Annotated in this window: 10 protein-coding genes; 8 read left to right on the forward strand and 2 right to left on the reverse strand. The window is 45.9% G+C overall.

Going from position 1 to position 14,840, the window contains the following annotated elements; genetic code table 11:
- The first annotated feature begins 87 nt into the window (after positions 1–87).
- Complete coding sequence (locus FIU95_RS04645; RefSeq protein ID WP_152451953.1) at positions 88–567, forward strand: GFA family protein; 480 nt, start codon at positions 88–90, stop codon at positions 565–567.
- Positions 568–652: 85 nt separating this feature from the next.
- Here FIU95_RS04645 and FIU95_RS04650 read toward each other — a convergent pair whose 3' ends face one another.
- Entirely contained in the window at positions 653–2,278 is a 1,626-nt protein-coding gene (locus tag FIU95_RS04650) for a di-heme oxidoredictase family protein (protein WP_152451955.1), read from the reverse strand.
- 1,207 nt (positions 2,279–3,485) lie between these two features.
- On the opposite strand from FIU95_RS04650, the gene FIU95_RS04655 reads away from it, so the two are divergent.
- The 7 genes from FIU95_RS04655 (at position 3,486) to FIU95_RS04685 (ending at position 14,275) form a co-directional block, all read left to right on the forward strand.
- A complete protein-coding gene (locus FIU95_RS04655) occupies positions 3,486–4,643 on the forward strand; it encodes an NAD-dependent epimerase/dehydratase family protein (protein WP_152451957.1) in 1,158 nt (385 codons plus the stop codon).
- Between the two features lie 95 nt (positions 4,644–4,738).
- The gene (locus FIU95_RS04660; RefSeq protein WP_152451959.1) at positions 4,739–5,767 is read left to right on the forward strand and encodes a glycosyltransferase family 1 protein; all 1,029 of its coding nucleotides are present in this window, start codon (positions 4,739–4,741) and stop codon (positions 5,765–5,767) included.
- A 1,021-nt stretch (positions 5,768–6,788) separates the two neighbouring features.
- The gene (locus FIU95_RS04665) at positions 6,789–8,846 is read left to right on the forward strand and encodes a protein-disulfide reductase DsbD (RefSeq protein WP_152451961.1); all 2,058 of its coding nucleotides are present in this window, start codon (positions 6,789–6,791) and stop codon (positions 8,844–8,846) included.
- An 80-nt stretch (positions 8,847–8,926) separates the two neighbouring features.
- Positions 8,927–9,409, forward strand: a complete 483-nt coding sequence (locus tag FIU95_RS04670; protein WP_152451964.1) for a protein disulfide oxidoreductase — start codon at positions 8,927–8,929, stop codon at positions 9,407–9,409.
- Positions 9,410–9,557: 148 nt separating this feature from the next.
- On the forward strand, positions 9,558–10,376 hold the full coding sequence (locus FIU95_RS04675) for an MBL fold metallo-hydrolase (protein WP_152451966.1): 819 nt from the start codon (positions 9,558–9,560) through the stop codon (positions 10,374–10,376).
- Positions 10,377–10,495: 119 nt separating this feature from the next.
- On the forward strand, positions 10,496–11,206 hold the full coding sequence (locus FIU95_RS04680) for an aspartate/glutamate racemase family protein (protein ID WP_256366406.1): 711 nt from the start codon (positions 10,496–10,498) through the stop codon (positions 11,204–11,206).
- Positions 11,207–11,749: 543 nt separating this feature from the next.
- Positions 11,750–14,275, forward strand: coding sequence for a TonB-dependent siderophore receptor (locus FIU95_RS04685; RefSeq protein WP_152451970.1), 2,526 nt, complete (start codon positions 11,750–11,752; stop codon positions 14,273–14,275).
- Between the two features lie 101 nt (positions 14,276–14,376).
- Here FIU95_RS04685 and FIU95_RS04690 read toward each other — a convergent pair whose 3' ends face one another.
- A complete protein-coding gene (locus tag FIU95_RS04690; protein ID WP_152451972.1) occupies positions 14,377–14,835 on the reverse strand; it encodes a hypothetical protein in 459 nt (152 codons plus the stop codon).
- Between the last annotated feature and the right edge of the window lie 5 nt (positions 14,836–14,840).

Raw genomic sequence — 14,840 nt, forward strand, 5'->3', positions numbered from 1 at the left:
GCATAACCCTTGGTAGTGGGACCGCTTACCAGTCTAGCCTAGATACAGTGAATAAAGTTGTTGCCCAGTAAACAGGGAGGTTCAACAGTGAAACTCAATGGTTCCTGCCACTGCCAATCGGTGCGTTTTAGTCTCCAATGTGAACAACCCTACCCATTTACCCGTTGCTACTGTTCGATTTGCCGCAAGGCAGCTGGGGGAGGGGGTTATGCCGTGAATCTGGGTGGGGACTATCAGTCGCTGGTGATTAAGGGGAAGGAGTTTATTTCAGTGTATCAGGCGGTATTGCGCGACGAATCTGGTAGCAGTACCACCAGCCCAGCACAGCGCCATTTCTGTTCTCGCTGTGGCAGTGCGCTTTGGCTGTGGGATCCCCGCTGGCCCGATCTGGTCCACCCATTTGCCTCTGCGATAGATACTGAACTGCCCATACCGCCTGAGCGTACCCATGTGATGTTGGCTTTTGCCAAAGCCTGGGTAGAGCCGGATATTAGAGCCGAGGACAAACAATTTGATGAGTATCCAGATGAGTCACTGGCAGAGTGGCATCAACGCCATAATTTATAATGAAGGGTTAAGGCTTGGGGGCTGGATAGTCAGCGGGGCGGGCCAATTGGCCGCCCTGCAGTTGGTGCTAAGTAGTAAAAGCTTGCTATGGGGCCAAGTAGAGCACCAGGTTATCCAGGAATTTCAGCAGATCGGCTTTTTCGGCATCGCTAAGGGCTTCAAATTGCTCCTTACTGGATTGTGCCTCTCCACCGTGAAAGAGAACAGCTTCTGTCATAGTGGTGGCGCGGCCATCATGCAGATAGGGTGCTGTGGAGCCTACTCCCCATAGGTTTTCGGTGAGGAATACAGAGGCTCCTACATTACCTTCATCGAACTCCTCAGCAAGGGCCCGGCCCATGTCGTGTCGTTTCAGGTCGCCATAGAGCCGCACAATCGCTCCACCATTTTCAGATTCCTCGAATTGACCCAGCGTCTGACCGGAGGGCAGCTCCTGAGGGTTATCGAGAATGTCTGTCAGCAGGTTAAATTGCAGTGAAGTGGTGGGTAGCCCGGCAATATTGCCTGCGGGATAGGTCTCATCGCGATAGCTGGCGTGCTTCGAGGGTTCATAAAATACAGGTGAGGCGACCTCCATCTCGGGGGAGTGACACGAGGCGCAGCTGATGGAAGAGAAAATTTCCTCACCATTCTGAATGCTGGCAATGTCCGCCTCACTGAGTGGTAAACCGTAGGTTTCTTTTTCTTCCTCATTCAGGGTATCAATCACGCTGTTCAGCTCAATCTTGGTGACTGGTCGCGGTTGTGCGGCATTGTAGATCGTCAATGCGGTAATATCCCCGACGCTCAGCTCATTGGTGATGGAGTCGAAGTCACTATCAGCATCGCCTACCAGTTCGGTGGCCTGCATACCAAGCTCCTGGTGCGCGGCTCCGCGAACAAAGGCCCGCACGAAACCCGTTAAGCCTTTCCACTCAAAGGGACGAACAATGAGGTCTGTATCAATACCGGCGAGATTGTCATAGTTGACATTTTCACAGGAGACGGAAATTTCTCCAAAGCTCACTCCTTTGGCTGCAATCTCCACGCTGGCACTTTCACCAGAGGCACAGCTGTCAGCGACGGCTTGATCCCTTAGGCTTTGTAATTCGGTGGTCATTTCTTCAGCCACCAGCTGCACTGCACCCATGCCGAACAGGTGAGGGGAGTTACGCTCAATGAAACCTTTTTGTTTACGCTCAGGGTCCATTCGGATCACATTGTCGTTCACACCACCACCGCCATCAGCAACGGGGACATTGTGACAGCTGATGCAGGAATCGCCGTTGGGACCTGTTGCCCGGTGGGGCAAAATATTGGCCCAGGCCATTGGGCCCCTGAGATCTGGGCGAGGGAAACTGGTGAAGCGCTTGCCGTTACCGACATTAACGCCCACTCCGTCGAGGGCGTTGTAATTTATCTCAAATAGCTCATCGCCTTCTTCGAAAGCATGAACATAGGCCTCGATAGGATCCATGGTTTCTAGTTCGGCCTGGTTAATATGGCCACCGAGATGTATTTCTACAGCACCGGCTTCCAGAATTTGTACGGTGTTAAAGATCGCACTGAAATCAAAGGGTTGTTGCCTTGGCGGTCGAGGGCCCTTTCTAGCGCTCTTGGGCACCCGATGTTTATCGTGTTTAGAACCAAAATCCGCAAGGACTGGTGGTGCAGTAAATGTTAGAGCTGATATTGCCAGGGAAATAGGCAATAAGTGTCTTTTTGAAATCATCAGCTATATCTCCCGGTACGAAATAGGGTGCGGATGGAGCAGTATTTTTTATGGAAATGCACCGGAAGAAATAACGGCAATCTATTTAGTGTCTGCCCAGACAGTCACAGGAAAAATTGCTAAATAGAACCTAGGCAAGGACCTATTCATTCTCACAAAGTGCATCTCAATAACGCTAAAATGCATCCTTGCAAGCCACTCGTGGAAAACCACTAGTGGGATTAGGCTCAAAAAAATAGGGAGATTTACCGAAAGATAGCTTTAAGAGAGAGCTAACTTTCCGTTAGAGCTAATGCCCGAAGTACGACCCCAAATATTTATTTTTGCCCATAACCCTCTGCGCATTTGCGCAGGCCTTTTGTATTTGTCTTACGTGTCTTAGTTGTCACCTCGGTCTTTGAAGTTCCCCATTTTTTGCGGAAATCAAAAAGTTGTTTTTCGGTGACAGGAAACCTAAGAGCGAAGGTATCCCTACTTGTGGTCAGACTAGTATGGGCTGCTGGTCTAAATGACAAAATGATAAAGGGTTAGTTAAGTTTTTGGTTTGCCTCGAGCTTTGAAGCAAGGTCTAGGGCAATTTTTCACTGCATCTTGCTAGGGGTTGGCGGGGGATTTGATATCAAACGTGGACGGCAATAACTATGAAAAAAGGGTTATTGCAGCTTGGATTAAAACAAGTGAAACATTATTTATCTTTGGTATTGTCATTGAGTGCCGGTTTCACTGACTGCTAGTTAGTAACCCCATCTCCTATTTTGCTTTTCACATAGGTTATTCCCGCAGTTTAAAAGAGTGCATAATCAAAAATGATTGTATGTTTCTTTATACCTTTGCTTTCTGGGTGGCATAACCAGGGTACATTGGGGAGGATACAAGGCACCTCCAGATCATCGAATGGCCTACTCTTGCTCCTCTAAAAGGCGGAGAAAACTTAAATTGGCGCCATAATCCTTCAATTGGCGTGTTAATTGTCTTTGACGCCATATATTTCGTACTACAAACAGTGAGATAGTTCTAGTAGAGATCGTTGGCTTTCTCTGGGACATAAGCTCGGATGACGCTTAGCGATTGAATTAACCAATAAGCGAATGGATTTTGCTCTTGGATCGGAGTCCCGTCTAGAGAAGTTGGTCAGCGAGCTACTTGCTGCAGAGGGATTTTTACTCGATCCAATATCATTTTTTTGTCACTAATCAATGAGGTCAGGGTGAGAAAAGTACTGGTTCTTGGCGGGGATGGATTCTGTGGGTGGCCAACATCTCTTCATCTTTCTGATGCAGGCTATGAAGTTATCATTGTTGATGATTTTTCCAGAAGGAAAACAGATATAGAGCTTGAAGTAGAGTCTCTGACCCCGATTCGGCCTTTAGGGGAGAGACTTAGGGTTTGGCAGGATGTGTCGGGCCGAAATATTCGGCATGTTGCAATTACTATCGGTAAAGAATATCACAAGCTGCTAGAGCTGTTGATTACCGAGAAACCCGACGCGATTGTGCATTTCGCAGAGCAGCGTTCAGCGCCTTATTCAATGAAATCCTCAAGTCATAGACGTTTGACGGTTAATAATAATTTGAGTGCGACTAACGATGTTCTTGCCGCAATTGTAGAAAGTAAATTGGATATACATCTTGTTCACCTGGGTACTATGGGGGTTTATGGATACGGTACTGCCGAGATGAAGATTCCGGAAGGATATCTTAAGGTACAGGTTGAAGAGGATGGTGAGTGTAGGAGTAGAGAGATACTATACCCATCTAATCCCGGGTCTATCTATCATATGACCAAAGCACAGGATCAGTTGTTGTTTGCTTTTTACAATAAAAATGATGGGTTGCGTATTACTGATTTACACCAGGGTATTGTTTGGGGAACTCAAACCTCTCAAACTCGCCGAGATCAATATCTTATCAATCGATTTGATTATGATGGGGATTATGGCACTGTACTAAATCGCTTCCTAATGCAGGCGGCGATTAACTATCCTCTAACTGTCCATGGGACTGGTGGACAGAAGCGCGCGTTTATTCACATTCAGGATACCTGTCGCTGTATTCAGTTGGCTATTGAGCATCCTCCAGAAAACCGGGATCGAGTCAAAATACTGAATCAGATGACTGAGATACACCGCGTCAGGGATTTGGCCAAGTTGATAGCAGACAAAACGGGGGTGGATATAGCCTATGTGGATAACCCAAGAAAAGAATCTGCAGAGAATGACTTATTGGCTGTTAATGATCAGTTGCTGGAGATGGGGTTGCGACCAATTACCCTAAACGAGGAACTTCTTACTGAAGTAGAGCAGGTGGCAAAAAAGTATTCCGGTCGATGTGATCAAAGAAAAATACCTTGTTTGTCAAAGTGGTAAATAGAGGGGCCGATCCATATATATGCTGTGTATTAGTATATTCATTAATACGTGATGGGGCGCGCTTCTATCTTTAGGGATGAAGGTTTTCTGGTATGAAAATATTAATTGCTACGGATACTTATCCAAAGCAGCTCAATGGTGTGTCGCGGGTTCTTGAGAAAACGATAAAAGAATTATCTACACGAGGGCATGAGATTAAGCTTTTGTCAGTGGATGACTTTAAATATATCCCTTGGCCAGGGTACCATGAAATAAGAATTGCCATATTCCCCGGATCTCGACTTGCCCGTATTGTGGATGAATTCTCCCCTGATGCCATTCATATTATGACCGAGGGACCAATTGGTATCTCAATGCGTAGGTATTGCAAAAAAAGGGGGTTAAGATTTACCACTTCCTGGCTTTCCAGATTGTCTGAGTATGTTTCCCTGCGTTATAAAATCCCAGTGAAGTGGCTGCATAAGTTATTAGTTAATTTCCATCAGGCAGCAGCACAAACGATGGTAACTACTGCAAGTATGGAGGCCGAAGCCAAGGATTTGGGGATCAACAGGATAGTGCGCTGGCGTCGGGGAGTGGAGTTAGACAAGTTCCACCCTGTTAAAACAGATATATTTGCAGGCTTGCCCAGGCCGATTCTGTTAAGCGTTGGCCGTGTTGCTGTAGAGAAATCACTGGATAGGTTTTTATCTATCAACATCCCTGGAACCAAGGTGGTGGTAGGAGATGGCCCCCAGCTAAGTGCTTTAAAGAAAACATTTCCAGAAGCTATCTATTTGGGCGTAAAAGAAGGGGATGAGCTAACAGAGTGTTATTCTGGGGCGGATGTATTTGTATTTCCGTCTCTAACAGATACTTTCGGCTTAGTGAACCTAGAGGCGCTTGCCTGCGGCCTACCAATTGCCGCTTATCCAGTTACGGGTCCAAGGGATATCATTGGTGATGCACCTGTTGGCGCTATGGATAATGATCTAAGGGTGGCAATTCAAAGAGCCCTTTCCTGTAAAGCGGATGATTGTATTGCCAGGGCAAAAACCTTTTGTTGGGATTTGGCTACTGAGGATTTTCTCAAAAATCTGGTGCCTGTCAATATGGAGCAACCATTAGTGGCTGATTATTGAGCGTGAAGAAAAAATCAACAGAATAGCTGCTATTGAAGTATTACTTATAAAGTAGATAACAAGTAAATTATGAAATAAGAATTCAGGTCAGTTTTCTTGATTTAAAAGCCCACAGTGTCCTGCTCCAGGTCAAGATTAGGCTTTTACGTGGGGAGGCCTTTTCGAAAGTTGTAAAAACATTTTGAAGTTTATGATATCGTTTTTTTCCAAAAAAGATTTTGACTGGGCGGTTAAAGCTGCGTAATTTATCACTCCCCCAATCCCCAGATCGCTATTGTCATTCCATAGAATCCTTCAATATTTTGATTCATTCCAGTTCTAAAAGAAGCCTTAAATCCTGGCTCGTTCAACAGAGTGGCTGCATCTGAGGGAGCTTTTAGCGCAGTTTACGGCATATATTTATCAGTATCTTTGATGGCACTGCGCGCAACATAAGTACAGGCCTATCGAATAAGAAAGTAATCTCGTAGATTCTCGCGATGAATTTTAGAACCTGGTTCTTCGGTATCAAAGTTACTTTTACTTCATCCAGGAGTACTGCTGGAGAGGTGAGAGATATCTTATAAACTCTATTAGGAATACTTTAAGCGACTGAAGCTAGGTGGGGCGCACCACCAGAGTGTCCTAGAATAGGGAGCTGATCCAGCTAGAGATAACTTGATAATTCCCCCATATCCTTTCCCCGATCAATCAGTATTCTACTCTTATGTGGGGATGAGATTGCGATATCTGGCTGGTCTAAGGCTATCATCTTTGTACTAAGGGCGGTGACAAGTGTGTGATCGAGATTGTGAATCTCCTTGGAATCTGAAAAAAATTTAGAATTACAGGATAACCCTTGAGGGCGCCGTATTTATCGAATGAGAGACTGCGCCTACCCCTGAGAATTAATACGGGAATAATGAGAAGGTAATAAACGACTCTATTACTGATCTAAAGTAGTTATTCGGGAGTATATTGTTGGTGGATATCTATAAATGAATTTATTCATTTTCCAGGCATAAAGCCCAAGGAAAAGTGTGTGTTAAAAATAAAGTCTGTCTTGATAATTGTCATTGGTATTTTGGCTTTTGGTTGTGGTTCCTGCATTTATGCACAGGAACAGGCTTCAGGTGAACATGTCCGAATTCGTTGGTTGGCCCCTTCTATTTTTGAGGAAAAGGTTTCAGAAAAAATTGGCTTCTACTTTGAAGTGGATCTAGGTTGGCACGTATATTGGCAAAATTCAGGAGACTCAGGTGCACCACCTCGTTTTGACATAGACGCCGAGGGCGCAAGTCTGGGGAAAATAGAATGGCCTTTTCCCACTCGTCTTAGGGTAGAGCACCTAACAAACCTGGGTTATAAGGGAAATGTTGCCTATCTTTTTGATCTGAAGCCCAAGCCAGGGGCGCAGGAAGTCTCTTTGAAGGCAGATCTGGAATGGCTTGTCTGTAAGATTGAGTGTATTCCAGGTCGCGGCACCATGACGTTATCCCGCCCCGTTGAAAAGCAGTCCAAATGGGCCCTAGAAGATCTGGAAGTTCGGAATCAGTTTGCGGAAAGAGTACCTCTTCCACAGGAAAGCAGTCCTTGGAGGCTGGACTCGCTGGCATTGCAAGGAAAAGACCGTATACGCCTGTTGGTCGAAGCTCGTACGCAAGGCCGTGCGCCACAGGTTTTCCCTTTAAATGGAAAAGTTTTCTCACCCGCCAAGCCAATAATGGAACGTGATGGTGACACCTTCGTTTATATTTTTAAGCGTCAAACTGATGTGGAAATTCCCGCAGCAGCCAGCTTTGTATTGAGTGATGGACATCGCGCCTGGGAGTTTGACGAAGTAGCGTTTAGCAGTCCCTTGCCGGCAGCAAAGTGGCGTCCACTTTGGCTGATCATACTTGCAGCTTTTGCTGGGGGAGTCATTCTAAACTTGATGCCCTGTGTTTTCCCTGTGCTTTCTATCAAGCTTTTTGGGTTGATAGGAGGAGGCTACAGCAGTGGTTCGAGATTAAGAGAGGGGCTTCTATATTCTGCAGGAGTGGTTCTCACCTTTACAGCACTTGGCCTTCTACTTTTGGTACTTCGTGCAGGGGGATCCTCAATTGGCTGGGGGTTTCAACTACAGTCACCATCTGTGGTATTGGCACTAATAGTACTGTTTTGGGTGATGGCTATGTCTTTTCATGGTGTATTTGAGTTTGGTCATCACTTAGTTAGGGTAGCGGGCCTAAGCCAAGGTGGTACCTTTGCTACAGGCGTACTTGCGGTATTTGTCGCGGCTCCCTGTACGGGACCTTTTATGGGGGTTGCTCTTGGTACCGCAACAGTTTTACCTCCCTTAGAAGCCATGCTTATTTTTGTTTGCATGGGGATCGGCCTGGCTGCGCCATTCTTGATTCTCTGTATTAGTCCTGCCCTTATGAATCGCCTCCCATCACCTGGGCCATGGATGGATAAGCTCCGTCAATTATTGGCTTTCCCCCTTTACGCTACGGTGATTTGGTTGCTCTGGGTCTTTGGGCGTATGGAAGGGGAAACAGGCTGGTTACTAGGTACCTCAATGGTACTACTGGTAACTTTTGCTCTCTTGATGATACGTAATTACTCTGGAATCGTTAGGGTAATTTCATGGGGAGTACTAATCATTAGTTTGCCAGTAGGCTTTATGCTTTTAGGGAAAGAAGAGCAGAAGTCTCTTCCCATTACTATGGGCTGGAAGAAGTATGATCCACAGTTGCTTAAGCAGGCGCAACAAGAAAAACGCTCGGTGTTTGTCGACTATACCGCAGCTTGGTGTGTAACCTGCCAAGTGAATAAGAAGCGGGTACTCGATAAAGAGAAAACATTAAAAGTGTTTCAGGAAAATGGCGTTTTACTACTTCGTGCCGATTGGACCAGAGAGGACCCTGTGATCACTGAATCTCTGGCGGCATTAGGGCGTAACTCAATACCTGTCTATGCCTGGTATCCTGCAGGCGCTAAGAGACCGCAAATATTGCCTCAGATACTGCAGGAATATATGATCATCGATTTATTCGATGAAAGTGAAGGTTCCAAGAAAGACCTAAATAAAGAAGGGAAGCCCTCTTCAAGTCGTTAGGAATTATTGGGTCTGTAAGGTTAATTCAGTCTGAATGTGAAAAATAGGTGAAGGCTGTAGTGGGTATTCACTGGTATCGAATGTCGGTAAAACTGATAGTCTTCTCCATGCTGGCTATTTTGGTAATGGCGGCGGTGGCCTACTATCAGCAACGGGACATCCCAGAAGATCTGGCGCCACCGCTGAAAGGGGAGACTTTGAATGGGAATTTAATAGACCTTAAACATATGACGACACATGGGCCGGTGCTTATTTATTTCTGGGGCTCATGGTGTCCATATTGTCGCATAGTATCTCCTAAAATATCTGAACTGGCGCGAGAATATCAGGTCTTGAGCGTCGCTATGCAGTCTGGAGATGAGGGAGTGGTTAAAGAATATATGCTTCAACATAATTTAAAGTTTCCAACAATTAATGACCCTATGGGTAGTATAAGTGGCCAGTGGGGGATCAAAGTAACGCCAACGATGATTATCGTGGGGAGTAATGGACAGATTGCTTGGGTTACCACTGGGGCTACCTCCAAGCTAGGACTAAAACTACGCATGGAGTTGACGGATTAATCTCATAAGCGTGAACGCTATCTTCTCTTCCTAAGATGTCGTGCTATTTACCCCTAGTTTCCCAGATACTTAGCCCTTCACCACTAGATATAACTATCTTAAATCTCTAGTCTTCCCAATTTATTGATTTCAGGTGACGGAGGCTTGTGTGTCGGTCATCGATTCATTTGATTACAAAGATCTCGATGCGCAGAGAGTTGGCAGGTTTGACTTTGGAATTAACACCACATTTATCGTTTATCGATTAAAAGACACCATTATTGATGCAGGGCCTAGCAATCAATGGAAATACGTCAAGTGGTTTGTGAAAAATAAACCCTTTCGTCAGCTTCTTCTAACGCATCACCATGAAGATCATAGCGGCAATGCTGGATCTATCTATAAGCTGACAGGTGTTCAGCCTCGAGCACCTAAAGCAACGATTGAAATTTTAAAGCGTGGTTTCCGTATACCACCACTTCAAAGGCTTATTTGGGGAGCACCGGGACTCGCGGAAGCTGCGGAGCTGCCAAAGAATTTACGCATAGCTGGTGAGAAGGTAATTGCTATCCCGGCTCCGGGGCATGCCAAGGATATGACCTGCTATTTGATGGAGGATCGGGGTTGGATATTCACGGCAGACCTCTATGTGGCGAGTCATCTGAAGATGTTGCGTAAGGATGAGAGCATCCCAATTCTGATGCAAAGCATACGCAAAGTGCTTCAATATAATTTTGAACTTATCTTGTGTCCCCATCGGGGTATGGTCGAAAACGGTAAGAAACGACTACAAGATAAATATGATTACTTGCTTAACTTATCGTGTTCTGCCCAGGAGTTGGGGCGACAAGGAATCTCCTTAAAAGAAATTACCCGTAGACTTTTAGGGAGGGAGAACATGATGGCTTTTCTCTCCGGTTATAATTTCAGTAAAAGAAATTTAATAGCCTCCTGTATGGCTTTGGAACCTTCCATGGATGATGAGTAGCCTGCTGGTGTTTGCACATCTCGCATTTTTTAAAGTGCAATATTCCACAGTTGGTTGTTTCTAGTTGCTACCTGGCATAAATTTATTGCTTCAAATTATCAGAATTAAGTGAGAATACGGTGGAGAAGGCGGTAAGAAGAATAGGGCTACTTGGTGGTATGAGTTGGGAGAGCACACAGCTCTACTACAAGTTGATTAATCAAGGGGTTAATCGGCAACTTGGCGGGCTGCATTCCGCAGAGATTATTTTATACAGTGTCGACTTTGCCAGGATTGAAAAGCTCCAACGAGCGAGTCAATGGGAAGAGGCTGGGCAGATGCTGGCTCAGGCGGCCCAGGCATTGGAATCCGCTGGGGCGGACTGTGTTCTTATCTGTACCAATACCATGCATAAAGTGGCCGAGCAGGTAGCGACTTCGGTGGATATCCCTCTCCTGCATATTGCAGACGCTGTGGCTGAAATTTTACTTAGGGAAGATGTTCAGAAAGTGGGACTTTTGGGTACGGCTTTCACCATGGAGCAGGATTTTTACCGTAAGTATATACAGGAAAAATATGGAATAACCCTGATTGTTCCCACTGCCCCTGATAGAGAAATAGTACATAGTGTGATCTATGAGGAGCTCTGTAAAGGAAAGATCAAAGCTTCATCAAGAGAGGAGTATCTCCGCATTATCCATTTTCTGTCCGCCCAAGGGGTGGAAGCTGTGATTCTAGGCTGTACCGAAATTGGTATGTTGGTCTCTCAGGAGGATATAGCGATTCCACTGATGGATACTACTCAAATACATGCAAATAAGGCTGTGGAGTTTGCCTTGGGCGACATATAGCTTATTTGGGGTTTTGCTAGGGGCTCACAGTAGACAGTAGGTTCTAGTGAAGCCCAGTACCCTTTAGTGGATGATGATCCCTTCAAATTTTTATTTCTTAGGACAGTCAGTTTCACTTTAGGGTAAATATCATTTATTATTCTACCTGTGCTCGATATGGATGATAATTACTTACCTCGCATCCAATTTTTTCGGTTCGATAATTTCCTTTAAGTTCGTTTTATTCCTAATATCCTCAATGTCATAAATGACATTATTTCTAGATTAGACATGATTTAAATTGTCAATATCTGTTATTTAGGTATTTTAATTTTCCATTTTTACTGGCATTTTTTACCTGTGTCACGCTTCTTGCAGTGATTAAAAATGATGATGTTCATCATTGGGATTTTCTGGCTAAATTTGTGTGTAACTCAGTGCAGGCTATCTAAAGCAGGCGCAGATTTCTCTGTATCTGGCCTCGTGCATTTGTAAGCCAACACGCTGCCGAAAATGGATCGATTAGGATTAGAAGATAAAACTAATAATTGACAGGGTAATTACATGAAAGAAAACAAGAAGCGCTGGCTAGCGGCCTGTGGCGCTCCATCGCTGTTGGCAATGGCGGTTGCTGCAGTATCCAGCCCGGCATTTGCCGAGGATGCTCTTCTGGAGGAGGTCATCACCATCGGCACTCGCGTTGAAGGACGCTCTGCGACGGATTCCTCGGCACCTATCGATATTGTCACTGGTGATGAGTTTGTGAATCAGGGGGATGGGGATCTCAACAACCTTTTGCGCAATGTGGTGCCTTCCTACAATGTGAATGCAAAGCCAATCTCCGATGCTGCCTCGATTGTACGCCCAGCCAACCTGCGTGGACTGCCGCCGGATAGCACCCTGGTATTGGTGAATGGCAAGCGTCGTCACCGTGCTTCTGTAATCTCCTTCTTGGGAAGTGGTGTATCGGATGGCGCTCAGGGCCCGGATATCTCCGCTATACCAGCCATAGCCTTGAAACAGGTGGAAGTTCTTCGCGATGGTGCAGCCGCCCAATACGGCTCTGATGCTATTGCCGGGGTCATCAACTTCCAGCTCAAAGATGCTGCCGAGGGTGGCACTGTTGAAATGAAGCATGCCACTACCGCGGAAGGTGATGGTGACCAGAGTATGGTTGCTGCTAACTTCGGCCTGCCACTGACCGATTCCGGCTTTGTCAACTTCAGCATGGAATATCGCGAACAGGATTCCACCAGTCGCAGTACCCAGCGGGATGACGCCGCACAGCTGATTGCCGATGGCAATACCCATGTTGCCAGTCCCGCGCAGATCTGGGGGCAGCCGGAAGTAAATGATGACACTAAGTTCTTTATTAACAGTGCTATTGAACTGAATGATACCGTTGAGCTATATGCCTTTGGTAACTACGCCAGCCGTTCCACAGATGGAGGATTCTATTATCGTAATCCTGAGACTCGGGCAGGCGTTTTTGCAATGGAGGTTGATTCAGATGTGGATAGTGATGGTGATGGGGAACTCGATAAAATTCTAGTTCCTTTGATCGGTGACTTAGACCCCAGTAATGGTATTGATAACTGTCAGAATGTCAGTGTATCTGAAGCCCACGATCTCGATGAGTGTTTCTCCTTTACAGAGATGTTCCCGGGTGGTTTTACCCCGCGTTTTGGTGGCGACCTGGAAGACTATTCCATGGTCTTCGGACTGCGCGGTGAGTTGGCTAATGGCATTGGCTATGATGTCAGCGCCAGTAGGGGGCGTAACGAAGTAGATTTCAATATCTACAATACCGTGAATGCTACCATGGGCCCTGATACTCCAACCAAGTTCAGCCCTGGCGGATATGCGCAAACTGAGACCAATTTTAATATTGACCTGACCAAGGCTGCGGAAGTTGCCGGCAAAACACTGTATATGGCCGGTGGTTTTGAGTGGCGCGAGGAAGAATTTCAGGTCAAAATGGGAGATGAAGCCTCCTGGACTACTGGGCCCTTGACTGAGCAGGGCTTCTTGATAGGTTCCAATGGCTTTTCTGGTTTTGGTCCGGAAGTAGCTGGTACTTTCGATCGGGACAATATTGCCCTTTACACGGACCTTGAACTGGAAATGACCGATAGCTTGCGGTTGGGTGCTGCCTCACGCTGGGAGGACTTTTCTGACTTCGGAAGTACTTTCAACTACAAGCTTTCCGCGCATTGGGCAATCAATGACATAATTGCGCTGCGCTCTACCTACAGTACCGGCTTCCGTGCGCCTACACCTGGTCAGTCTAATATCAGTAATGTGACGACGGCATTTACCGATGGTCAGTTGGCGAACCGTGGCACTATTCCTCCAACTAACCCCATCGCGGAGCTAAAGGGAGGAAAGCAACTGCAGCCAGAGGAGTCTAAGAGCTTTACCATTGGTACTATCATTGCTGCTGGCGACTGGGATATTACCCTCGATTACTTCCAAATTGCGGTGAGCGATCGTATTACCCAGTCTGCTAACCAGGAGCTGAGTGACGCTGAACGTGCTCAGCTAGTGGCAGATGGTATTAGTGGTGCTGACTCCCTTCAGTATTTCCGTTTTTACACTAACGACTTTGATACCAAGACTCGTGGTATCGACCTAGTTGCTACTTATCCACTTGGCGATGCTACCGATCTGAGCTTTGCTGCCAACTGGACAGACACAGAAGTTACCGACTTCAGTCCGGATACAATGGATGATATGCGGCTTAAGCAGCTGGAAGATGGTCTGCCAAATGTTCGTGGTAATGCAACCGTTTCTCATGCCGGTGATGGCTGGCGTGGATTGGTTCGTTTGAACTATTACGGTAGCTATTGGGAAGCGCATCTGGATGATTACAGCCTACCCATTGATGCCGGTGATGAGTGGACTGTGGATATCGAAGGTGCTTACGACTTTACAGAGTCTTTGTCCCTGATTGCTGGTGCTGAAAACCTGTTCAATAACTACCCAGATAAAAACCCCTGGTCAGGTGTTGCAGGTGCTGAGTACCCAGAAACAGCGCCTATGGGCTTTAATGGTGCACTCTATTATGTGCGTGCACAGTATGAGTTTTAAGCTTTAAGGTAAATTAGAGGGGGAGCTTTGCTCTTAGCAAACGTTCACCCTTTAGATTTTTACCTTCCATGAAAAAGCCCGCAAATTTGCGGGCTTTTTTGTTACATATCCCAGAGAGAATTAGTTGCCATAGATAGGGTAATGCGTTCTTTGTCTTGTATTTGCTTCAAATCCTCGAAGACTTCTTTTACTTCCATCGACTCAATAGCGCCATAAACGGCTTCATAGAGGCTTGAAAAATACCGATCCACTTCCCGTCCAATATTATTGACCTCTTTAATAGTTGGGGGATCACTTAGTGGTAGCTGTCGAATAAAATCGTGAGCGCTTTCTTCGTGGGTATACTGAAGCCAGGTTTGCATGACTCTTTGCTGAGCGATTTCTCCATAATTTGAAAGATTTCTCGCCATACGTTGTTCGTGTTCCAACATATGCTTTAACAGTAACTGTGTTCTGTAGTCCTCAGATTTGTCAAGTAAATTCTCGTATAAGCCAGCCATATCCAGGTGAAATTTCTCGGCATCTTGAATGATTTCAAATGCCTGCTTAAAAGTTTTCATAGATT

Source organism: Microbulbifer sp. THAF38, assembly GCF_009363535.1.
In the GTDB taxonomy this organism is placed as follows: Bacteria; Pseudomonadota; Gammaproteobacteria; order Pseudomonadales; family Cellvibrionaceae; genus Microbulbifer.